Annotated in this window: 18 protein-coding genes, 1 tRNA gene and 1 riboswitch; all 19 genes read right to left on the bottom strand. The window is 42.0% G+C overall.

Going from position 1 to position 21,898, the window contains the following annotated elements:
- Window positions 1-277: 277 nt before the first annotated feature.
- Window positions 278-365: transfer RNA gene (locus ACTNES_RS12320), tRNA-Ser, on the bottom strand.
- Between the two features lie 158 nt (window positions 366-523).
- Window positions 524-1,234 carry a lysophospholipid acyltransferase family protein gene (locus tag ACTNES_RS12315; protein WP_216458783.1) on the bottom strand — a complete coding sequence of 237 codons (711 nt, stop codon included), beginning with the start codon at window positions 1,232-1,234 and terminating at the stop codon, window positions 524-526.
- A gap of 20 nt (window positions 1,235-1,254) precedes the next feature.
- The gene (locus ACTNES_RS12310) at window positions 1,255-1,812 is read right to left on the bottom strand and encodes a hypothetical protein (protein ID WP_216458782.1); all 558 of its coding nucleotides are present in this window, start codon (window positions 1,810-1,812) and stop codon (window positions 1,255-1,257) included.
- 2 nt (window positions 1,813-1,814) lie between these two features.
- Window positions 1,815-4,394: a DNA gyrase subunit A gene (gene gyrA, locus ACTNES_RS12305; RefSeq protein ID WP_300335407.1), complete on the bottom strand. Its 2,580-nt coding sequence runs from the start codon at window positions 4,392-4,394 to the stop codon at window positions 1,815-1,817.
- Window positions 4,395-4,413: 19 nt separating this feature from the next.
- Complete coding sequence (gyrB, locus tag ACTNES_RS12300) at window positions 4,414-6,339, bottom strand: DNA topoisomerase (ATP-hydrolyzing) subunit B (RefSeq protein ID WP_300335405.1); 1,926 nt, start codon at window positions 6,337-6,339, stop codon at window positions 4,414-4,416.
- A gap of 268 nt (window positions 6,340-6,607) precedes the next feature.
- Entirely contained in the window at window positions 6,608-7,459 is an 852-nt protein-coding gene (gene rsmI, locus ACTNES_RS12295; RefSeq protein WP_216458779.1) for a 16S rRNA (cytidine(1402)-2'-O)-methyltransferase, read from the bottom strand.
- 33 nt (window positions 7,460-7,492) lie between these two features.
- Window positions 7,493-8,233: a tRNA1(Val) (adenine(37)-N6)-methyltransferase gene (locus ACTNES_RS12290; RefSeq protein WP_291806490.1), complete on the bottom strand. Its 741-nt coding sequence runs from the start codon at window positions 8,231-8,233 to the stop codon at window positions 7,493-7,495.
- Window positions 8,226-9,125, bottom strand: a complete 900-nt coding sequence (locus ACTNES_RS12285) for a PSP1 domain-containing protein (RefSeq protein WP_216458777.1) — start codon at window positions 9,123-9,125, stop codon at window positions 8,226-8,228. Before ACTNES_RS12285 ends, ACTNES_RS12290 begins: the two co-directional genes overlap by 8 nt.
- Before the next feature lies 1 nt (window position 9,126).
- A complete protein-coding gene (gene holB, locus ACTNES_RS12280; protein ID WP_291814568.1) occupies window positions 9,127-10,116 on the bottom strand; it encodes a DNA polymerase III subunit delta' in 990 nt (329 codons plus the stop codon).
- Between the two features lie 52 nt (window positions 10,117-10,168).
- Window positions 10,169-10,756 carry a guanylate kinase gene (locus ACTNES_RS12275; protein ID WP_291806486.1) on the bottom strand — a complete coding sequence of 196 codons (588 nt, stop codon included), beginning with the start codon at window positions 10,754-10,756 and terminating at the stop codon, window positions 10,169-10,171.
- A gap of 10 nt (window positions 10,757-10,766) precedes the next feature.
- Complete coding sequence (locus ACTNES_RS12270; protein ID WP_291806484.1) at window positions 10,767-12,233, bottom strand: aminotransferase class I/II-fold pyridoxal phosphate-dependent enzyme; 1,467 nt, start codon at window positions 12,231-12,233, stop codon at window positions 10,767-10,769.
- A 210-nt stretch (window positions 12,234-12,443) separates the two neighbouring features.
- Window positions 12,444-13,133, bottom strand: coding sequence for a response regulator transcription factor (locus ACTNES_RS12265; protein WP_291806482.1), 690 nt, complete (start codon window positions 13,131-13,133; stop codon window positions 12,444-12,446).
- Window positions 13,126-14,271 (bottom strand): sensor histidine kinase, encoded by a 1,146-nt coding sequence (locus tag ACTNES_RS12260; protein ID WP_441039459.1) that lies wholly within the window; start codon window positions 14,269-14,271, stop codon window positions 13,126-13,128. Before ACTNES_RS12260 ends, ACTNES_RS12265 begins: the two co-directional genes overlap by 8 nt.
- 392 nt (window positions 14,272-14,663) lie before the next feature.
- Window positions 14,664-15,845, bottom strand: coding sequence for a methionine adenosyltransferase (gene metK, locus ACTNES_RS12255; RefSeq protein ID WP_291806479.1), 1,182 nt, complete (start codon window positions 15,843-15,845; stop codon window positions 14,664-14,666).
- Between the two features lie 152 nt (window positions 15,846-15,997).
- A riboswitch (SAM riboswitch) is annotated at window positions 15,998-16,099 on the bottom strand.
- A 107-nt stretch (window positions 16,100-16,206) separates the two neighbouring features.
- Complete coding sequence (locus tag ACTNES_RS12250) at window positions 16,207-17,499, bottom strand: UDP-N-acetylglucosamine 1-carboxyvinyltransferase (protein WP_216458770.1); 1,293 nt, start codon at window positions 17,497-17,499, stop codon at window positions 16,207-16,209.
- A gap of 235 nt (window positions 17,500-17,734) precedes the next feature.
- Complete coding sequence (locus tag ACTNES_RS12245) at window positions 17,735-18,247, bottom strand: shikimate kinase (protein WP_216458769.1); 513 nt, start codon at window positions 18,245-18,247, stop codon at window positions 17,735-17,737.
- A 112-nt stretch (window positions 18,248-18,359) separates the two neighbouring features.
- Window positions 18,360-18,947, bottom strand: coding sequence for a flavin reductase family protein (locus tag ACTNES_RS12240; protein WP_300335399.1), 588 nt, complete (start codon window positions 18,945-18,947; stop codon window positions 18,360-18,362).
- Between the two features lie 47 nt (window positions 18,948-18,994).
- The gene (locus ACTNES_RS12235) at window positions 18,995-20,665 is read right to left on the bottom strand and encodes a putative manganese-dependent inorganic diphosphatase (protein ID WP_291806474.1); all 1,671 of its coding nucleotides are present in this window, start codon (window positions 20,663-20,665) and stop codon (window positions 18,995-18,997) included.
- A 21-nt stretch (window positions 20,666-20,686) separates the two neighbouring features.
- Window positions 20,687-21,592, bottom strand: a complete 906-nt coding sequence (locus ACTNES_RS12230; RefSeq protein ID WP_291806472.1) for a S1 RNA-binding domain-containing protein — start codon at window positions 21,590-21,592, stop codon at window positions 20,687-20,689.
- Window positions 21,593-21,898: the final 306 nt, after the last annotated feature.

Raw genomic sequence — 21,898 nt, 5'->3', positions numbered from 1 at the left:
TTACTGTTTTTGGTTTATTCAACCGTTCTTAAAAATGTAAAGAATTTTCGAGAATCGTATGTGTTTCACTGTTTAGTTATCAAGGTTGTCTGTCTTGCGACAGCTTGTTTATTATATCATGTTGTTTTCGACTTGTCAAGAACTTTTTTAAGTTTTTTCAAATCTTTTTTCAACTGATTCATTGTCCGTTGACAGCTTGTTTACTTTATCACAGTTCCAAGCGTTTGTCAATATCTTTTTTATTTTTTTGAAAAAGTATTTTTTCAAAAAAATAAAGCGGAGAAGGAGGGATTTGAACCCTCGCGCCGCGTTAGCGACCTATACCCTTAGCAGGGGCACCTCTTCGGCCTCTTGAGTACTTCTCCAGACTCCGAACTAATAGTTCAATATTAAATTCGAATGCACTTTGGTATTTCCCGAAGTGCATTTGTAATTATATGTAAAAAAACCTGTTTTGTCAACAGGTTTTTTTACTTTTTTCAATATTTTTTATTTTTACACTATTATATACTATTTTAAAGCATTATGCATACTGTGAAATTGTAGCTTCGATACGTCTTTTCACCTCTGCTGCAATCTCTGTTGTCTTCATATCTTTATACTCTTCATAGTATATAGGTTCCAGGAAATGTACCTGTACTGTAAGTGGTTTGATAGAACCTGTATCAAATGCCTTATAAGAATCGATCAACGCCACTGGTACGATCGGGCATTTTGACTTGGTTGCCGCTTTGAAGCTTCCGCCTTTGAATTCCTGTGGATGATTTCCGTCTTTGCTTCTAGTTCCCTCTGCAAAGATCAGATAGTTTCGTCCTGCCTTTACTTCTTTGATAACATTAATGATCACCTGCATAGACTGCTTGACATCCTCACGGTCGATCATAAAAGCTTTCATAATTGCAAATACCTGTTTCAGGAACGGTACGTTTGTCAGCTCTTTCTTCGCTACTACTGAAAAAGGCACCGGGCACACCTGTATGATCGCAAGTACGTCAAAAAGACCCTGATGATTTGGAAAGAACATAAATCCGTTCTCTTTTGGAATGTTTTCTATTCCATGACCATCGATCACAAGATTACCACCGCGTACTGCTCTGTTATCTACATACTTAAGGAGCTGATATCTCTCCTCTTCGCTGTAACGGTCTGCATGTGATGCATACCAGCATAATTTGAACCATCCATATGGAACAAAAAAGAGATTTCTAAATACCATCAATAATATTCTTTTCATTTATTTTTGTCCTCAATATATCATGATCCTATTTTTTCCGAAATCTTATCTTCATATCCCGGATTTTTCTTGATAAATGTATCGTATGCTTTGGTATAAGTCTTGTAAGCGTCTGTCTTCATAAAGTTGGCATAGTCTGTGGCTGCCTGTGTTCTCATATCATCTGTAATCTGTGATGATGACATAATATAGTAAGTTTTATCCTGTTTTCCTACCATATAGGTTCCTACACATGGATATTCCTGGTCATCCTCAAGGATCAGATTATAGGTTATATATACATATGTATAATTATCATTCTGAGAAAGTACCTGGCAGTCCTGAATAGATACTTTCTTTGGATTATGTGCCTCAAAATACTTCAGCGTTGCTGTGATCTCTGTCTGGAGATCTGCTTCTGTATTATCTTTCTGATTGTAGCAGTCTTTTACTTTGTTTTCTTTTCCGTCAACATAGGACTGAATCAGTTCCTCTGTAACTTTTTCCGGTGATTTGTGGCTTACACCCCCACATCCTGCCACACAGAGTGTCAGTAATACCAACACTCCTGCTGCAAGATATCTGTACCATTTTTTCATGGTTATTCCTCTTCTCCTGTGTTCTCGCTCTGTGTATCCTGATCTAAAGTCTGATCAGACTCTTCAGTTACTATCTGTGCATCATCTGCCGTTTCTCCTGCTGCCGACTGCGCATTTGCGTCTTTTTCTTCTTTATCTCTTACCTTGGCTACACTTGCTACAGTGACACCATCTGTAAGATTGATCAGTTTTACACCTGATGTGATTCTTCCAAGAATGGAAATATCAGAGCATGCGATCCTGATAATGATACCTTCCGTTGTGATCAACATGACTTCATTATCTTCATTTACAGCTCTCGCTCCAATTACATCACCGGTTTTCTCTGTGATCTTATAGCACTTCACACCTTTTCCGCCACGGTTCTGGCATGAAAATTCTGCCATTGCAGTGCGTTTACCCATACCATTTGCAGATACGATCAGCAGGCAGTCTCCCTGAGAATTCAGCTGCATTGCTACAACTTCATCACCATCGTCAAGGTTCATACCTCGTACACCCATGGAAGTTCTGCCGGTGCTTCTTACATCTGTCTCTTTGAAACGGATACACATACCGTCTTTTGTTACCAGGATCACGTCTTTCTTATCGTCTGTAAGCTTAACCTCGATCAGCTCGTCATCGTCACGTAAAGTAATCGCTGCCAGTCCGTTCTTACGCACATTTGCATATTCATGGATCGGAGTTTTCTTTACAAGACCGTTCTTTGTCGCCATCATGAGATAATTGCCGTCCTCAAATTTGCGGATTGGAATGACTGCTGTGACAAATTCTCCCGGCATCAGCTGTAAAAGATTGATGATCGCAGTTCCTCTTGCAGTACGTCCTGCTTCCGGGATCTCATATGCTTTCAGGCGGTATACTCGTCCTGTATTTGTAAAGAACATCAGATAATGATGAGTAGTGGTCATCAGAAGTTCTTCGATGTAATCGTCCTCAAGAGTCTGCATGCCCTTGATTCCTCTTCCACCTCTGTTCTGGCTTCTGAAATTGTCTACTGTCATTCTCTTAATGTATCCAAGTTTGGTCATTGTGATTACGGTATTCTCTCTTGGAATCAGATCTTCTGTAGAAATATCGTATACATCATATCCGATGGAAGTCTTTCTTTCATCGCCGTATTTCTCAGCAATCGCAAGGATTTCCTCACGGATCACGCGCAGAAGAAGATTTCTGTCTGCAAGGATTGCTTCATATTTACGGATCTTCTCCATTAAGTCAGCATATTCTGCTTCCAGTTTCTCTCTTTCCAGACCTGTCAGAGCACGCAGACGCATATCTACGATTGCCTGTGCCTGGACATCTGTCAGCTCGAAACGCTCCATTAATTCCTGTTTCGCGATCTGCACGTTCTGGGAAGCTCTGATAATACGGATCACTTCGTCGATATTATCAAGGGCTTTCAGCAGTCCCTCTAAGATATGGGCACGTTCTCTTGCTTTATTCAGGTCATATTTTGTTCTTCTGGTCACTACATCTTCCTGATGTGCCAGATAGTATTCCAGCATCTGTTTCAGATTTAATACCTTCGGCTCAAGGCTTCCGTTATTTGGGATAAGGGAAAGCATATTTACGCCAAAAGTATCCTGAAGCTGGGTATGCTTGTACAGTAAATTCAGAACTACATTTGCATTTGCATCTTTTCGCAGATCAATACAGATTCTCATTCCCTCACGGCTGGAATGATCATTCAGGTCTGTGATTCCATCAATCTTTTTATCTCTTACAAGTTCTGCAATCTTGGAAATCAAACGTGCCTTATTTACCAGATATGGAAGCTCTGTAACGATAATTCTGGACTTTCCGTTTGGAAGTGTCTCGATGTTTGTTACGGCACGTACACGGATCTTTCCGCGGCCTGTTCTGTAGGCTTCTTCAATTCCTCTTCTGCCAAGGATCGTGGCACCTGTCGGGAAGTCTGGACCTTTTACAATGTCCAGGATCTCTTCCATTGTGGTTTCACGCTGTTCTTCGATGATGTTATCAATGATCTTGACAACCGCATCTACGACCTCTCCCAGATTATGAGGAGGGATATTTGTTGCCATACCTACTGCTATACCAGAAGTTCCGTTTACCAGAAGATTCGGGTAACGGGACGGCAGTACAACAGGTTCTCTCTCTGTCTCATCAAAGTTTGGCTGGAAGTCAACGGTATCTTTATTGATATCTGCCAACATTTCCATGGAAATCTTGCTCAGACGTGCCTCGGTGTATCGCATGGCTGCTGCCCCGTCACCGTCCACGGAACCAAAGTTTCCATGTCCGTCTACCAGCGGATATCTGGTAGACCATTCCTGTGCCATATTTACAAGTGCGCCATAGATAGAACTGTCACCATGCGGGTGATATTTACCCATTGTATCACCGACAATACGCGCACATTTACGATGCGGCTTGTCAGGACCATTGTTTAACTCTATCATGGAATACAGTACACGACGCTGAACCGGTTTCAGACCATCTCTTACATCAGGTAATGCTCGGGAAGCGATAACGCTCATAGCATAATCGATGTAGGAGTCCTTCATGGTCTTCTCCAGATCCACCTCGTGGACTTTGTCAAAAATATTATCTTCCATTTATCTATTCTCCCTATTATCAGATATCCAGATTCTTTACAAATCTTGCATTCTCTTCAATAAATTCACGTCTTGGCTCTACCTTATCGCCCATCAGTGTAGTAAATGTCAGGTCAATCTCAGATGTAGCTGCTTCGTCCATGGTAACCTTGAGCAGGATTCGTTTCTCAGGGTCCATTGTTGTCTCCCAGAGCTGGTCTGCATCCATCTCTCCAAGACCTTTGTAGCGCTGGATCTTGTTATTTCCGTCACGGCCGATTTCTGTCAGGATCTGATTCAGTTCATCGTCGTCGTATGCATACCATACTTTCTTGTTCTTCTCAACCTTGTATAACGGAGGCTGCGCAAGGTATACATATCCCTGTTTGATCAGTTCCGGCATGAAACGGTACAGGAAAGTCAGCAGCAGGGTGGCAATATGCGCACCATCAACATCGGCATCGGTCATGATGATGATCTTGTGATAACGAAGCTTGCTGATATCAAAATCCTCATGGATTCCCGTTCCAAATGCTGTGATCATAGCTTTGATCTCGGCATTTGCATAAATTTTATCCAGACGTGCTTTCTCTACGTTCAGGATCTTACCTCTCAAAGGCAGGATAGCCTGTGTCACACGGTTTCTGGCAGTCTTTGCGGAACCACCGGCGGAATCTCCCTCTACGATGTAGATCTCGCAGTTCTCAGGATTCTTGTCTGAGCAATCTGCAAGTTTTCCAGGAAGAGACATATTGTCAAGGGCTGATTTTCTTCTGGTGAGGTCACGGGCCTTACGGGCTGCCTCACGGGCTCTCTGTGCAAGAACAGATTTCTCTACAGTAGCTTTTGCTACAGTCGGATTCTGTTCAAGAAAGATTTCAAGCTGTTTGCTTACTACACTGTCAACAGCACCTCTTGCTTCGCTGTTTCCGAGTTTCTGTTTAGTCTGTCCCTCAAACTGAGGATTCTCGATCTTAACACTGACAATTGCAGTCAGACCCTCTCGGATATCATCTCCGCTTAAGTTCGGCTCGCTGTCTTTGAGCAGTTTATTCTTTCTTGCATAATCGTTGAAAGTTTTTGTCAGAGCATTTCTGAAACCTACGATATGAGTACCGCCCTCTGGTGTATTGATGTTATTTACAAATCCATAACAGTTCTCTGTATAAGAGTCATTATGCTGCATGGCAACCTCTACAGATACTCCGTTTACCTGTCCCTCGCAGTAAATGATCTCCGGGTAGAGCGCTTCTTTACTTCTGTTAAGGTAAGTTACGAATTCGCGGATACCACCCTCGTAATGGAAAATTTTCTCTCTTTCCATTCCTTTTCTGGTATCTTTGAGACAGATCTTCAGACCTTTTGTCAGGAATGCCATCTCTCTCAGACGCTGTTTCAGGATATCATAGTCGTATACAGTTTCTTCGAAAATATCTTTATCCGGCAGGAATACAACTGTTGTTCCAGACAGTTCCGGGTCGCAGTCGCCTACAACTTTCAGAGAATACATGGTCTTGCCTCGTTCGTATCTCTGCTGATAAATTTTTCCCTCATGATAGATTTTTACTTCAAGCCAGGTAGAAAGTGCGTTTACTACAGATGCACCTACTCCGTGGAGTCCGCCTGATACCTTGTACCCTCCACCACCGAATTTACCGCCGGCATGAAGAATGGTAAATACAACTTCTACAGCAGGGATTCCTGCTTTATGGTTAATGCCTACCGGAATACCACGTCCGTTATCGACAACTGTGATAGAGTTATCCGAATTGATCACTACCTGAATTTCCGTACAAAATCCAGCAAGAGCTTCATCAACTGCATTGTCTACGATCTCATAAACCAAGTGATGAAGACCTCTGCTGGATGTACTTCCGATATACATACCTGGTCTCTTTCGTACGGCTTCCAAACCTTCCAGAATCTGGATTTGATCCGCTCCGTATTCTGTATTTTCTCCGCCCATTTTATTCCTCCTGTTATCTATTGATCATAACCAGAATATATCTGAAAACCCTTGCGGGTTTACCATAAACAGGTTTTCAAATATATTCTGGTATTTGGACATAATAATACAAATTTATTATAGCACAAAAGCCTATATCTTGCCACATTCATCACCAAAAAAACATTAAATCCTATTACATTTTCTTTGGATTATTCCCCAAAAATAATTGTATTTCGTACAATGCAAAAAGAATCCCCGCGCACGGGAATTCTTCTACCTGTTTCTCTTATTCTTCGCTTTTGTTAATGAGATACTGGTACACATCTCTCTTGGTCATTCCTCTGTCGTTTGCTACCAATTTCATGGCTTCTTTTCTGGAATGGCCCTGGTTTTCGTAGATTTCCATGTGTTCTTCTATGGTAATTTTTTCCCAGGAAGCTTTCTGTTCTTCTTCCATTTCCTTTCTGCTTCTTCCCTCGATCACAAGGACACATTCACCCAGTGGTTTCTCTGTCTGGTAATAGAGAATCAGGTCCTCGATGGTTGTATGGAAAGCTGTCTCGTGTTTCTTTGTCAGCTCTCTGCATAAAGTCATCCTGCGGTTTCCCAGAGTTTCTTTTAACTCCTCCAGAGTTCTTACCAATCTGTGTGGTGCTTCGTAGAGAATAATGGTTCTTGTTTCATTTTTCAGTTCTTCCAGGATTACTTTTCTCTCTTTTTTATCTGCAGGAAGAAAGGCTTCAAATGCGAATCTTCTTGTTGGCAGACCGGAAAGAGTTAAGGCTGTGATACAGGCAGCAGGTCCCGGAAGTGAGGTTACTTCAATCCCAGCTTCATAGCACATTGCTGCCAGTTCTTCACCCGGATCGGAGATTCCCGGAGTTCCGGCATCTGTGATCAGAGCTATGTTCTGACCTTCCTGCATTTTGCTGATCAGGACGTATGCCTTGTCGATCTTGTTATACTCATGATAACTGGTCATGGGTGTTTTAATGTCAAAATGGTTCAACAGTTTGATACTGTTTCTGGTATCTTCTGCTGCTATAAGATCTACTTCTTTTAATGTGCGGAGTACCCGGAGTGTAATGTCCTCCAGATTTCCTATGGGTGTTGCGCACAAATACAATTTACCACTCATAATTGATTCCTCTCATAATGCTTTGCAAAAAATTTAGATCATATCATAAATCTTCAATATACTCTCTGTATAAACTCCCGGCTCTTTATATACGATCAGCGGCGGTTCCACGGTCACTCTGGAATTTCCGCCCTTTAATGCTTCGATCAGTACCATATTCGGTTCTCTGTCTATGTATGGATACACAAGCTGCATTCTCTTCGGCTCCAGACGGTATTTTGTCAGAACATTCATGATCTCTGCCAGTCTGAACGGTCTGTGCACCATATAAAATCTGCCCCGTTCTTTCAATACTTTTGCCGCCTGGCTGACCACATCCTCCAGATTACATAGTACCTCATGTCTGGCGATTGCTTTCGGCATGTCCGGATTGCGCAGTCCATGCTGCCCGATCATATAAGGTGGATTGCTCGTCACTACATCAAAAGAGGCTGCCCCAAAAATTTCGGCCGCCTCCTTAATGTCACCCTGTACGATATCAATATCGTTCTCCAGATGATTATACCTGACACTGCGTCCGGCCATGTCTGCGCATTCCTGCTGAATCTCAAGACCTGTAAAATGTTCTCCATTTGTCTTTGCCTTAAGCAGAATCGGAATGATTCCCGTTCCTGTTCCCATGTCCAGAGCAGTCTCACCTTTTTTTACTTTTGCAAAGCCGGAAAGAAGAACCGCGTCCATTCCAAAACAGAATTTCTCAGGATCCTGGATCACATAATATCCATTCTGGAGGTCATCTACTCGTTCTTTATCTCTTACCAGCTGATCAGTCATTTAATTTGGAATCTCCTTTTTTATCTTCCAGATTTCCAAGTTCCTTTAACTCTTTGTCAGAGACTTTAACTTTCTTCTTTCTTGGTCTGAATTTCAGTTCATCCACCGGGAATTCCTGAATTTCTTTTTCGTCATTAATCTCAACAATTACCTTTACACGCTGACGGAGTACATTTACGCTGTGTACCGTTCCCTGAAGTCCGTCCGGAGTTGTAACAGAGTCCCCCAGTCCCGGAAGCTTCTTGTTCAGTTCCTCGTATGTCTCCTGCTCATTCTTCAGACAGCACATCAGTCTTCCGCATACGCCGGAAATCTTTGTCTGGTTCAGAGACAGGTTCTGCTCTTTTGCCATCTTGATGGATACTGGTGCAAATTCAGACAGATAAGTATGGCAGCATAAACATCTGCCGCAGATACCAATTCCGCCGAGGATCTTTGTCTCATCGCGGACACCGATCTGACGGAGTTCAATACGTGTTTTGAAAATCGCTGCCAGGTCTTTTACAAGCTGACGGAAGTCGATTCTGCCGTCTGCTGTAAAATAAAACAGTACTTTGTTATTGTCAAATGTATATTCTGCATCTATCAGCTTCATTTCCAGACCGTGTTCACGGATCTTCTTCTGACAGATTTTGAATGCATCTCTTTCTCTGAGTCTGTTCTGCGCTTCTCTCTCATCGTCCTCCTTTGTTGCTACGCGGAGCACTTCTTTGAGAGGATGCACGACGTCTTCCTCACCTACTTCTCTTGGTGCAAGTACAACTTTCCCGTATTCAATTCCACGGGCAGTCTCTACGATCACATGATCGCCTGTTTTGATCTCGTAATCCTTAGGGCTGAAATAATAAATCTTGCCTACATTACGAAATCTCACGCCTACTACTTTTGTCATTCTATTTCTCCCTGATCGTCAGGAACAGTAATTCAAATGCCAGGTCAAAATTAACATTTGCTTTCAGACGTACCTTGGTCTTCTGGATGGAATCCAGAATGTTCTCCAGATTCTCATAGGAACGCTGTTTCGCCTGCTCTCTGATAAAATTAATTTCCTGCTTAAATACCAGATTGTCGACCTCCTGGGTTGCCTTAAACATCAGGACATCTCTGAACCAGAACTGGAAAATATCCAGATAATCGTTGATATTCTGCTTCTCACCGGAAAGGCTCTTGATCGTATCTGACAGCTCATATACTTCCATAGTATTTGCATATTTGAGAATCTTCAGTGCATTCTGAGTCATCTCTGCAAATTCCTGTGAAGTAGCTGCTTCTTTTGCTCTTCCGATACTGCCCTGTGCAAAGGATGCATCAATCTCTGCCTGATAATCCGGCACGTGGAGATGCTCCATCAGGTATTTCTTTACAAGACCGTCATCTACTACCTTAAGGTCAAGACGAACACATCTTGACAGGATCGTCGGCAGCAGTCCGCCGATATTATTGGTCAGCAAAAGGATCACTGCATATTCCGGCGGCTCTTCGATTGTTTTAAGAAGAGCGTTCTGAGCCTGCGGTGTCATAAGATCTGCATCTGCAATAATATAAATCTTGTAAGGACTGTAATATGGTCTGATATCTACATCATGAATGACCTGATCTCTGATCTCATCAATTGAAATCGTTCCCGGTTTCTCATGTGTAACCATAATAATATCCGGATGATTCTTGCCTATCGCTTTTTTGCAGGAGTCGCATTTCTGGCACGGCTCTGTACCGCCGGCTTTGCACTGAAGTGTTGCCGCAAAAGTTCCTGCAAGAAGTTTCTTACCAGAACCTGGTTCGCCGGTAAAAATATAAGAATGCGATATTTTTCCTGATTCTATTGCATTTTTTAAGTGTCCGATAATCTCGTCATGTCCGATAATGTTGTTAAATCCCATCATAAGAATCACCTCACCAGTCCGTTTTGTAAGATATTATACCATAAAAGCAGATCTATTGCATAGATTTTATATAATTTACGATTTCTTTCACACATTCGTCGATATCTGTATTCTGAAAACGTTTCCATATCCCTGCATCCAGAATATTCTCCTCTGAGAAGTCTGATTGGTCTGCAATAAATCTCCTGCACATTTCCTCGTATTTCGGATTTGCCTGTTCCCGTTCTCTCTTAAGAGCACGGCTGAGTCTTTCTCCGTCTTCCACCTGGATATAAACAGGACAGACTACTTCGTCACCGTAATATTTACGCATTTTCTTAAAAGACTCCAGTGTACCGATTCCCAGATAATCAGAATCTGCCAGATCTACCTGTCCGTCATCTGCTGTAAAGTAAGTCCAGATCCCGTGAACTGTATGGTAAGCTCTCGCCTCGATCAGATTTCCATTCTTACGGAATTCTTTCAGTTTGTTATCATCTACAAAGTAGTAATTCTTTCCGTCCTCCTCCCCGGCTCTGATCGGCCGGGTAGTATACAGGACAAGTGTTTTTAAATTCAGTTCTTTATGTGCCGCCAGAAGTGAATAAATCCTGTCTTTCCCTGACGCACTCTTTCCCATAATATAAAAAATCTTTCCCATGTCTGCTATGTTATTCCTTTGCCGGACTGTCTTCTTCCTGACCGGATTCATTCCGGGCAGCTGCGCAGATGGTCTCTGCAGATGTGTCGCTGAGTCCCTGCACTTCCAGTCCCTGTTCCATGTATCTTCTCACATTTCGCACGAATTGTCCAGTAATCTGCTCGCCCGGCACAATGATCGGAATTCCTGGCGGATACAGATAGGCAAACTCTGCGCTGACTTTTCCGATGCTCTCTTCCAGAGGGTATCGTCTCTGCTGTGCATCCATTGCCTGAGCAATGGTCATAAGCTGTTTCATTCTTGCATGGGAAGTGTTCTCCTGTGATTCTACTGCTTCAGATACCAGCTCTGTCTCTGCATCAATTTCTTCAATCGCAGCACATAATCTGTCAAATCCCTCTTCCTTATCTCCCACTGCTGCAATTCCAAGAACATATTTCTCTGCTTCCATCTCCATCTCGATATGATATCTGTCGCAAAGCATTTCATGAAGCTGATGTCCATTAATGGAAGTTCCAACTGTGGAAAACAGTAACTTGGATCGGTCAAAATCATAGATTCCTGTTCCCTGAAGCATAGACGCTTCGATCAGCTTTATCTTCTCACATTTTGAAAGGCGCTCTCTGGCTTTTTCCAGATTATAGGTAAATTCGCGAAACATCTGCTGCCCGTCTTTCTGCAGCTTATCCATACATGCATCCATACTTGCCATCAGAATATAGGACGGACTGCTGGTCTGGTAGATTCCCATGAAGCGTTTGATCTTCCCCACATCTACCCTGTCGCTGCAGATATGAAGTACCGCTGTCTGTGTCATAGACGGCAAAGTCTTGTGAAAACTCTGGATCACGATATCTGCTCCCAGTTCTGCTGCCGAAATCGGAAAATAATCTGAGAACCGGAAATGTGCACCATGTGCTTCGTCCACGATCAGAGGGATTTCATGTCTGTGTACCACCTCTGCTATCTCTTTTATGTCGGATACAACTCCGTCATATGTAGGCGATGTAATCAAAACTGCCTGCACATCCTGATTTTCCTCCAGATATCTTTCCACACTTCTGGCTGAAATGCCGCCGTTTATCCCCAGTCTCTTATCTTCGTGTGGATAAACATAAACCGGCAGCAGGTCACGCAAATAGAGTGCATGATAGACAGCTTTGTGGCAGTTTCTTGCCACCAGGATTCTACCGCCCTTGTTTACTGATGCACTGACTGCTGCCAGCAGCGCTGCTGTACTTCCGTTTACACTGAAAAAGCACTTCTTTGTGCCGTAAATCTGTGCTGCATTCTCCTGTGCTTCTTTCAGGATTCCCTCCGCATGATGGAGATTATCAAATCCGGAAATCTCTGTGATGTCTCTCTCAAACGTGAAGTCCCCTGCTGAAGATGCCTTGTTACGTTTATGTCCCGGCATATGAAACGGATAATAGTCGGACTTGCTGTAGCTTTCTAATTTTTTATATAATCTTTCCATATTTTCCCTTTTTTATACATAGTGAATCATAAACTTGTCGATACACGAGTCTCCAACCATTGCTTATTACTTTTTGCAATTGAAGCATTAGACCTACCTGATCTGGTCAACTCAGGAGACTTACATAATTGAATAAACAATCAGTTTATAAAACATCGGTTATCCTCAAACGTCCTGACAGATAAATTTCTGCCAGGACGCCTGATTCAGTTACACCTTAAATCTGTAGCCTACACCCCAGATTGTTTCAATATACTGCGGCTTGGCTGTATTAAATTCAATTTTCTCACGGATTTTCTTGATATGGACAGTAACCGTAGCAATGTCTCCCACGGATTCCATATCCCAGATTTCTCTGAAAAGTTCTTCTTTGGTAAATACTCTGTTCGGATTCTCTGCAAGGAATGTGAGCAGATCATACTCCTTGGATGTAAAGGTTGTCTCTTCTCCGTTTACCCATACACGACGTGCAGTCTTGTCGATCTTGATTCCTCGGATCTCTACAATATCATTCTTCTGCACGTTGGAACCGATCAGACGATTGTATCTGTCCATATGTGCCTTAACTCTGGCTACCAGTTCACTCGGGCTGAACGGCTTTGTCATGTAATCATCTGCTCCAAGTCCCAGACCTCTGATCTTGTCGATGTCATCTTTCTTTGCAGACACCATGATGATCGGAATGTTTTTCTCCTGGCGCACCTGTCTGCAGATATCGAAACCGTCCACTTCCGGAAGCATCAGATCCAGAATGATCAGATCAAATTCCTCGTTCAGTGCACGTGTCAGTCCTGTATCTCCTCTGTTGCATATCTCAACCTCAAACCCGGAGAGTTCCAGATAGTCCTTCTCCAGATCTGCGATTGCTTCTTCATCTTCTATGATTAAAATTCTACTCATTCATTGGTACCTCCTGATACTTTCTAAGTACAAAATACATGATCGTGCCGATTCCCAGTCTGCTGGTTGCCCAGACCTTTCCTCCGTGATCCTCCAGGATCTTCTTTACGATGGATAGTCCAATTCCGCTTCCTCCCTTGGAAGAATTTCTCGACACATCTGTTCTGTAAAAACGGTCAAAAATGGATGGCAGGTCTTTTGCTGCGATTCCTTTTCCGTTATCTTCGATTTCTACCTGAATAAAATCACCGACATCCTTTACACGGATCTGAATGATTCCTTTTGGCTTGTCCATATATTTGATGGCATTACTGATAATGTTGTGAATAACACGACGAATCTGTTCGCCATCTGCGATTACCTGTACACCGCTCTCTACATAATTGGCATATACCAGCTCGATTCCTCTGGTCTCCAGTTCCAGTCCTACTTCCTCTGCGCAATCGCTGAAATAGTCTTCTACATTCAGTTTACTGAATGTGTATGGAATTCTATTTGTATCAATTTTAGAGTAGAAAGTCAGCTCATTGATCAGGTGATCCATCTCGTTTGTTTTGTTGTAGATGGTCTTTACGTAGCGGTCCATTTTTTCCGGTGTATCTGCCACTCCGTCCATGATTCCCTCTACATATCCTTTTACTGCTGTGATCGGTGTCTTGAGGTCATGAGAAATATTACTGATGAGTTCCTTGTTCTCTTTATCCAGGAGAACTTTCTCTTCTGCCGATTCCTTGAGCCTCTTTCTCATCTCTTCGAAATCCCGGCAGAGTTCCGAGAATTCATCGTCACCCTCTACCTCCAGAACAAAATCCAGATTGCCCTCCTTGATATTCTGCGTAGCTTTCTTCAGCTTTACCAGAGGCGTGGCAATACTTCTGTAGATCCACAAACCAATGGACAGTGCCGTAAATACCAGAATAACCGTTGCCGTAAATAGCACATCTTTTGCAATGAGTCTTACCTGTGTCTGGCTGTTGGCGGATTCCTCGACGGAAATGTCATATACAACTTCTGTCGAATCCTTTACCTGCTGCGCAAGCTTTGTATGGCTTAATCCATATAAGGTTGCCGAAAAAAGAAGCAGCGGAACCAGAATGCTCATGCCGAATCCTATCACGATTCTTGTCTTTAACTTCATTTGAATCATCCTTTATCTTTTATTTTTTGTTTTCCTCTCTATCTCATTCCCTGAACATTACTTTTCGTTTATGTCTTTCAGAAATATTCTCTGAGTTTATCACTCTGTCACCCTCAATGTCTTAGATTTATTATATCATAAAGTTCAATTTCCATATCTAAATTTTCTATAAAATACAATCTCATTGTCACACTTCTGAGTATACAAATACCCATTTTATCACTATAAATCAAATTAAGCGCAATGCAATTATTGGGAATATTCTTATTCCGAGGAATTAAAAAACAGGAACTATCCGTATTTCAATTCCAGATAATTCCTGTTTTCTCTTCACACTGTATATTTCAATTGTAAATTGTTCAGCTGCTCTCCAGCTTCTGCAATTCTTTTAATTATGCAAGGTATTTCTTAAGATCTTCAACTTTGTCCAGGTGCTCCCATGGAAGATCTACATCTGTACGTCCGAAGTGTCCGTAAGCTGCTGTCTGTTTGTAGATAGGTCTTCTCAGGTCAAGCATCTTGATGATTCCTGCCGGGCGAAGGTCAAAGTTCTCGCGAATGATCTCAACCAGTTTTGTATCGGAGAGTTTGCCTGTTCCGAAGGTATCAACATGAATAGATGTCGGATGAGCAACACCGATTGCATAGGAAAGCTGGATCTCGCACTTGTCAGCAATTCCTGCTGCTACGATATTCTTTGCTACATAACGAGCTGCATATGCTGCAGAACGGTCAACCTTTGTGCAGTCTTTTCCGGAGAAAGCTCCGCCGCCGTGACGACCTGCTCCACCGTAAGTATCAACGATGATCTTACGTCCTGTAAGTCCGCTGTCACCGTGAGGTCCACCGATTACGAAACGTCCTGTCGGGTTGATGAAGTACTGTGTATTCTCATCTACCATATCTGCAGGGATGATCTCATCAAATACATATTTCTTGATGTCCTCATGAATCTGCTCCTGAGTTACATCCGGATCATGCTGTGTAGAGCATACAACTGCATCGATACGGCATGGTTTTCCAGCTTCATCATATTCTACAGTAACCTGTGTTTTTCCATCTGGTCTTAAGTATTTTAATGTTCCGTCTTTACGAACTTTTGTTAACTGACGTGCAAGTTTATGTGCCATGTTGATCGCATATGGCATATACTCTTCTGTTTCATTGGAAGCATAACCAAACTGAATTCCCTGGTCACCTGCTCCGATTGCATCGATCTCTTCTTCGCCCATCTTAGCTTCCAGTGCTTTGTCTACACCAAGAGCGATATCTGCAGACTGTTTGTCCAGAGCTGTGATAACTGCACATGTATCTGCATCGAATCCGTATTTGCCACGGTCATATCCGATCTCACGAACAGTATCTCTTACGATCTGCTGAATATCAATGTTTGCTGTTGTTGTGATCTCGCCCATTACCAGTACAAGACCTGTTGTTGTAGCTGTTTCGCATGCAACACGTCCCATTGGATCCTGTTCCATGATCGCGTCAAGAACTGCGTCAGAAATGGCATCACACATTTTGTCAGGATGGCCTTCAGTTACAGATTCGGATGTAAATAAAATTTTCTCCATTGTGTTCTCCTTTATTTGTTGTATATCACTATATGTACCGTACCAGCAGTCCGGCTCCCCCGCCGTCTTTTGTACAATAATCTGCTGATACTTTGCAGTTAACAAAAAGAAACAGCCCGAAGTAATCGGACTGTTTGATTATCTAAACAATCCTCTTATTGTTCGATCACTCGCTCAGGTTGGCACCTTCCTCTACAGACAGGGGTTGCCGTGGCTTCGCAGATCCTTTGTATCTCCACCACTCTGAATAAAAGGCTATTACTAATTATTAACTTTCATTAATATTGCTGCACACCATACAATATACTTAACCCTAAAAAATGTCAAGATATTTTTTGATGTTTTTTTCTCATCCGTTATATCATCCTACTCTTAAGCGGAATTTCTGGATTTCTTTTTCGCTGGATACTCGTTCGATTTCAGCGCCAAGGGATCTGAGTTTCTCCTCGAAATTCTCATATCCTCTCTGGATATATACAATATCATCAACAACAGTGATTCCGTCTGCTGCCAGTCCTGCGATAACCAGGGCTGCACCTGCACGTAAATCCGGTGCACTTACTCTCGCACCAGTGAGCTTCTTCACACCATCAATAATCGCGGAATTGCCCTCAACCTTGATGCTGGCTCCCATACGTGAAAGTTCATCTGCATATTTAAATCTGTTCTCGAAGATACTCTCTGTTACAATACTGGTTCCCTCTGCAAGTGCCAGAGTTACTGCAATCTGTGGCTGCATATCTGTCGGATATCCCGGATACGGGAGAGTCTTTACATGAGTACGGTGAAGCTTTCCTGTAGAACGTACACGGACTGCATCGTCAAACTCTTCAACTTCACATCCAATCTCTTCAAGCTTGGCTGTAGTTGCCTCCAGATGTTTCGGAATTACATTCTTAACTGTAACGTCTCCGCCTGTTGCTGCTGCCGCAAACATAAATGTACCGGCTTCGATCTGATCCGGAATAATGGAATATTCTGTACGGTGAAGTTTCTCTACACCTTTAATACGGATCACATCAGTGCCTGCACCTTTAATGTTAGCTCCCATACTATTCAGGAAGTTGGCTACATCAACTACGTGTGGCTCTCTTGCTGCATTCTCCAGAATTGTACGTCCCGGTGCAAGGGATGCTGCCATCATAATATTAATTGTTGCACCTACAGAAACAACATCAAGGAAAATATGGCTTCCATGAAGTTCATCTGCTTTCGCAACGATCGCACCATGCATAATATCAACATCCGCGCCAAGTGCTCTGAATCCCTTCAGATGCTGGTCGATCGGGCGGCTTCCAATGTTACATCCACCAGGAAGTGGTACTTCTGCATGTTTGTATTTACCAAGAAGTGCTCCCAGCAGATAGTAGGAAGCTCTGATCTTCTTGATATACTCATAATCAACACTTACATCTCCAATTGTAGATCCGTTAATCTTTACAGTAGATTTATCAATACGGTCTACCTGTGCTCCAATACCAGCGATTGCTTCAAGCAATACATTGATATCCCTTACATCCGGCAGATTCTCTATCAGAATCGTCTCATCAGTCATTATGGCTGCTGCAAGAATCGCAAGTGCCGCATTCTTGGCACCGGCAATCTCCACCTCACCGACTAAAGGGTTGCCTCCTTTTATAACATACTGTTCCATATCACACCTCTTATTTATTTTCACTCCATGAGCAGAATTAAAGTACATCCCTTTCAGACTACCGTAAAATCCGGCTTTTCTGTGCGTTTTATAAAGGTGTACCTCTTATTTCAAATGAATATATGATTATACAAATCGGTCATCTTATTTTAAAGTCAGTTGTATATTATAGCATATATTTGTCATTTGTAAACAAAAAGTTATTTACCACGGAACACTTCATGTTCTGTAATAACTACTTTCCCTGCTCTCTGATATGTATTATCTCCAGAATTGCTCTGAGACTTTCATCCAAATCTTTCCCATCTTCATCAATGGTAATATCTGCATATTTTTCGTATAAAGGTACGCGTTCCTCATACAGGTCTTTCAATGTCTGTCCGTCTTTTAACAGAACTCCGCGGCCTTTCAGATCGCCAAGTCTTTTGGATAAAGATTCCAGAGATAATTTAAGATAGATAATATTTCCAATAGACTTCAGATGCTCCATTGCTTCCTCGCAGTAAATAACACTGCCTCCTGGTGCAATGACTGTATCTGTTACACGAATATCTGCATTGACCTGATTCTCGATTTCCTTAAAGCGTTCCGGTCCATCCTGCGCTATGATCTCAGAAAGTTTTCTTTTTTCCTGTTTCTGTATCAGAAGATCAGAATCCAGAAACTCATATCTCAAAGCTTTTGCAAGAATAACTCCAATTGTACTTTTCCCTGAACCGGGCATTCCTATTAATGTCACATTATTCATGTTTATGTCCTTTCATTCTATCACACATTACCTGCATCTGCAAACAATACGCACTTGGTTACTGTTCAATCTGCTTCTATTATGTTGCTGTTACTCCGTCCTGACAACCTGCTTACTTCTTTTTTCCTGAAGCCTTTTTCTTCTTTTTTACGCTATATCCAAAAGTTCCCAGTTTCTTACCAACTCCCAGATACTCACCGTGTGAATATACCAGCGGCTTCGCATCATTGAGATGAAATTTCTTTTTCTCATCCATATACTGTGGATCAGCATGAACTGCAAGCACATCTGCCACAAACATGTGATGGGAACCAAGTTCCAGAACCTGCTTCACTCTGCACTCAATACTTACCGGAGATTCTGCGATCATCGGCACATTGACAAAATCTGCCTTCTCTTTTGTAAGTTTCATTTCTTTGAATTTGTCAACGTCACGTCCAGAACGCACACCACAATAGTCAGTCGCATATGCCAGCTTTTCTGTTGTCAGATTTATTACAAACTCTCCGGTCTTTTTGATCATATCGTAAGAAAAACGGGATGGTCTTACGGAGATGGAGACCATCGGCGGATTGGTGCAGACAGTTCCTGACCACGCCACTGTAATAATGTTGTCATTTCCCTCTCCGTCCGAAACGCTTACCATTACTGCCGGGAGCGGATACAGCATGTTTCCTGCTTTCCAGGTTTCTTTTGCCATTCTTTGATATCCTTAGCTATTTTATTTTTTAATTTTTCTGCTGCCTATCAGCTGTAATCATTCTGTCCTGCCTGAGTAGCTTCCATAAGTGCCGGAATCAGCTGTTTCTTACGTGAAACCACACCTTTCAGATCAAATACCCCATCTTTCGGCTCCATATGGAACGCAATGCGGGCCATTTCTTCACTTCCCTCACCATAGTAAAGAAGTTCTGTAGACTCCTCAATAATATTGGTAAGCATAAAGAATACACGGGTAACACCGTGACGGCCACACTCGCTGACCATAAACGGAACCAGACGCTCTTTGATTTCTACCAGCTCATCGCTGTCCATAGAACTGATCTGTCCAACACCAAAGTTGACATCATCCTCAGCAATAAATTTCTTGTAATCCTGATAGAAGATTTCTTCCGGTGATTTATCTTTCAGATTACTTCCTGCCTTAAACATCTCTCTGGCAAACTGCTCAATATTAATTCCTGCAATCAGCGCCAGTGCACCTGCTGCCATTTTGTCTGATAAAGTACAAGTCGGTGAACGGAACATTAATGTATCTGAAATGATCGCAGCGCAGAGAAGTCCCGCAATGTTCGGGGAAATCTCAAGCTTCTGCTCACCGTACATTTCATACAGGATTGTTGCAGTACATCCAACCGGCTGATTTCTGAAAGAAATCGGAGCCATGGTTTCCAGAGAACCAAGTTTATGATGGTCAATAATCTCCACAATCTCTGCCTTGTCGATATTATCTACTGCCTGGTCTTTTTCATTGTGGTCCACAAGAGCAACTTTCTTCTTATGCATATCGAGGAAATTTCTTCGGGAAATTGTTCCGATACATTTTCCCTTTTTATTAATTACAGGGAATGCACGATGACGGTGTTTGATCATCTCATTCTGGATATCATCTGTGAAATCCTCTGTGCTGAAAGTAACAAGATTCTCTGTTTTCATAATATATCTGACAGGAATACTCTGGTTGATCAGACGAGCGATCGTAAAGGTATCGTACGGAGACATAATGATAGCGATTTCTTTTTCATGAGCAAGCTTGATAACTTTCTCACTTACTTCAATTCCCATACCAACAATAATACAGCTTACATTTTGTGAGATTGCCTGAAGATGATCCTCTTCTCTGTCTCCCATGATGATCAGATCATCTTCTTCAATATAGGCTTTGAGCATTTCCGGATTTGCAGTTCCTACCAGAACCTTACCCTTTGTGAAATATCCATGCTCATTTCCTTCGATCACTGTACCTGCAATAGTTTCAGCAATTCTTTTATACTGTGTTTTTGCTCTGGAAAGAAGGTAGCTGTCTGTTGTATCCATGTAAGTTTTGGCAATATCTCCGATTGTGATCAGACCCTCAAGCTGTCCTTCTTTATCCCTGATCGGCAGAGAAACAATACTCTTCTCCATCATCAGATCCCATGCATTCTTCAGTGATATACTCTTGTCTGCCTCCGGACTCATACGGATATCCATATCCTTTACCTGTGTTCCGATATTTGACAAATATCCCGGTGGCTGCATACCGAAACGATTTAATACATATTCGGTTTCTTCGTTGATCTGACCTGCACGCTTAGCAACATACTTTACTTTCTGAGAAGTTCTGTTCTTAATGTCCGCATAAGCAATTGCAGAACAGATAGAATCCGTGTCAGGATTCTTGTGACCGATTACAAATATTTTTTCCTGATTTTTCATACAGAATTTAACCTCAATCTATTAGTCTAATTTTATGTTTGCAAAAAGTGATCCAAGAGAAGTAGATGCCTCTTCTTTGGAATCCGGAAGTTCGAAAACTTCTTCCTCAATCTCTTTAGCCATCATATCTGTTGCTTCTTTAATGCTCAGGCTTAATTTTCCATCTTTGACTGCCGTTACTTTGACTTTAACCTTATCGCCCACTGCCAGAACTTCAGATGGCTTCTTGATCCTCTTCTCGCAAATCTGAGAAATATGAACCAGTCCTGATAAACCATTTCCAAGATCTACAAAAGCACCATATGGCTGCAGACTCTCAACTACGCCTTCTATTACAAGACCTACCTGCACATTGGAAATTTTTGTTTTTCTTTCCTCTTCCGCTTTCTCTCTTAATATTTCCTTTGCAGAGAGAATTAATCTGCCTTTTTCTTTATCAATGTCAAAAACCTGAACCTGAACAGGTTTATTCAGATATTCATTTGTATCTTCTACATAATTTAAAGCCAGCTTGGATGCCGGGATAAATCCGCGCACGCCTTCTACATAAGCGATCACGCCGCCATTCACGATTCCCTTTACCACAACATCAAGAACTTCTCCTGACTCTTTTAATTCTTTCAGCTTGTCCCATGCAAGTACATCTGCAGCCTCTACTCTGGACAGAAGAATGTTTCCGTTTCCATCATCTTTTTTCACAACAGTCGCAGATACTTCATCTCCTGCATGTACTTCTTCCTTTAATGAAAATCCCGGTTCTCTGCTGTAGTCCTCTGCCGGGATGATTCCCTCTGCATAATATTTAAGGTCAATCACAACCTCTTTCTCATCTACACTGATCACAGTTCCTGTAAGAATATCGCCTTCTTCAATCTTCTTAAAAGAAGCTTCCAGCTCTTTTTCATAATCTTTCATTGATTCTGCCATTATCTGATCTCCTTTGCCTGGAATAATTATATAATGTCAACTTTTTGCCAACATTATAGCACAATAAATATCAGAATGGAAATCTGAATTTACTTATGATTCTTACACAAATCAGTACTTATATGGTATAATAATTTTATTGTTCATCAAAAAAAACAAATGGAATAATACTATGCTTCTTCATGACATAGATGAAAGCATTCTGGTGATATGTCAAGAGAAATTTAAAATAGTTTTTGATATGTTTTTCCTAAAAAAGGGCGCACTTCACCGTCGCTCATTAATCATCTTTTTGAAAAATGAGCG

This window comes from Blautia sp. HCP3S3_D9, assembly GCF_052063845.1.
Classification (GTDB): domain Bacteria; phylum Bacillota; class Clostridia; order Lachnospirales; family Lachnospiraceae; genus Blautia_A.
Note: the sequence above shows the minus strand (reverse complement) of the source record. Positions and strands in the feature narration are given on the sequence as shown.

Bases quoted from the DNA above. Each gene is read 5' to 3' on its own strand.
- ACTNES_RS12315 (WP_216458783.1), bottom strand. From the start codon at position 1,234: ATGAAAAGAATATTATTGATGGTATTTAGAAATCTCTTTTTTGTTCCA.
- ACTNES_RS12310 (WP_216458782.1), bottom strand. From the start codon at position 1,812: ATGAAAAAATGGTACAGATATCTTGCAGCAGGAGTGTTGGTATTACTG.
- gyrA (WP_300335407.1), bottom strand. From the start codon at position 4,394: ATGGAAGATAATATTTTTGACAAAGTCCACGAGGTGGATCTGGAGAAG.
- gyrB (WP_300335405.1), bottom strand. From the start codon at position 6,339: ATGGGCGGAGAAAATACAGAATACGGAGCGGATCAAATCCAGATTCTG.
- rsmI (WP_216458779.1), bottom strand. From the start codon at position 7,459: ATGAGTGGTAAATTGTATTTGTGCGCAACACCCATAGGAAATCTGGAG.
- ACTNES_RS12290 (WP_291806490.1), bottom strand. From the start codon at position 8,233: ATGACTGATCAGCTGGTAAGAGATAAAGAACGAGTAGATGACCTCCAG.
- ACTNES_RS12285 (WP_216458777.1), bottom strand. From the start codon at position 9,125: ATGACAAAAGTAGTAGGCGTGAGATTTCGTAATGTAGGCAAGATTTAT.
- holB (WP_291814568.1), bottom strand. From the start codon at position 10,116: ATGATGGGATTTAACAACATTATCGGACATGACGAGATTATCGGACAC.
- ACTNES_RS12275 (WP_291806486.1), bottom strand. From the start codon at position 10,756: ATGGGAAAGATTTTTTATATTATGGGAAAGAGTGCGTCAGGGAAAGAC.
- ACTNES_RS12270 (WP_291806484.1), bottom strand. From the start codon at position 12,233: ATGGAAAGATTATATAAAAAATTAGAAAGCTACAGCAAGTCCGACTAT.
- ACTNES_RS12265 (WP_291806482.1), bottom strand. From the start codon at position 13,133: ATGAGTAGAATTTTAATCATAGAAGATGAAGAAGCAATCGCAGATCTG.
- ACTNES_RS12260 (WP_441039459.1), bottom strand. From the start codon at position 14,271: ATGAAGTTAAAGACAAGAATCGTGATAGGATTCGGCATGAGCATTCTG.
- metK (WP_291806479.1), bottom strand. From the start codon at position 15,845: ATGGAGAAAATTTTATTTACATCCGAATCTGTAACTGAAGGCCATCCT.
- ACTNES_RS12250 (WP_216458770.1), bottom strand. From the start codon at position 17,499: ATGGAACAGTATGTTATAAAAGGAGGCAACCCTTTAGTCGGTGAGGTG.
- ACTNES_RS12245 (WP_216458769.1), bottom strand. From the start codon at position 18,247: ATGAATAATGTGACATTAATAGGAATGCCCGGTTCAGGGAAAAGTACA.
- ACTNES_RS12240 (WP_300335399.1), bottom strand. From the start codon at position 18,947: ATGGCAAAAGAAACCTGGAAAGCAGGAAACATGCTGTATCCGCTCCCG.
- ACTNES_RS12235 (WP_291806474.1), bottom strand. From the start codon at position 20,665: ATGAAAAATCAGGAAAAAATATTTGTAATCGGTCACAAGAATCCTGAC.
- ACTNES_RS12230 (WP_291806472.1), bottom strand. From the start codon at position 21,592: ATGGCAGAATCAATGAAAGATTATGAAAAAGAGCTGGAAGCTTCTTTT.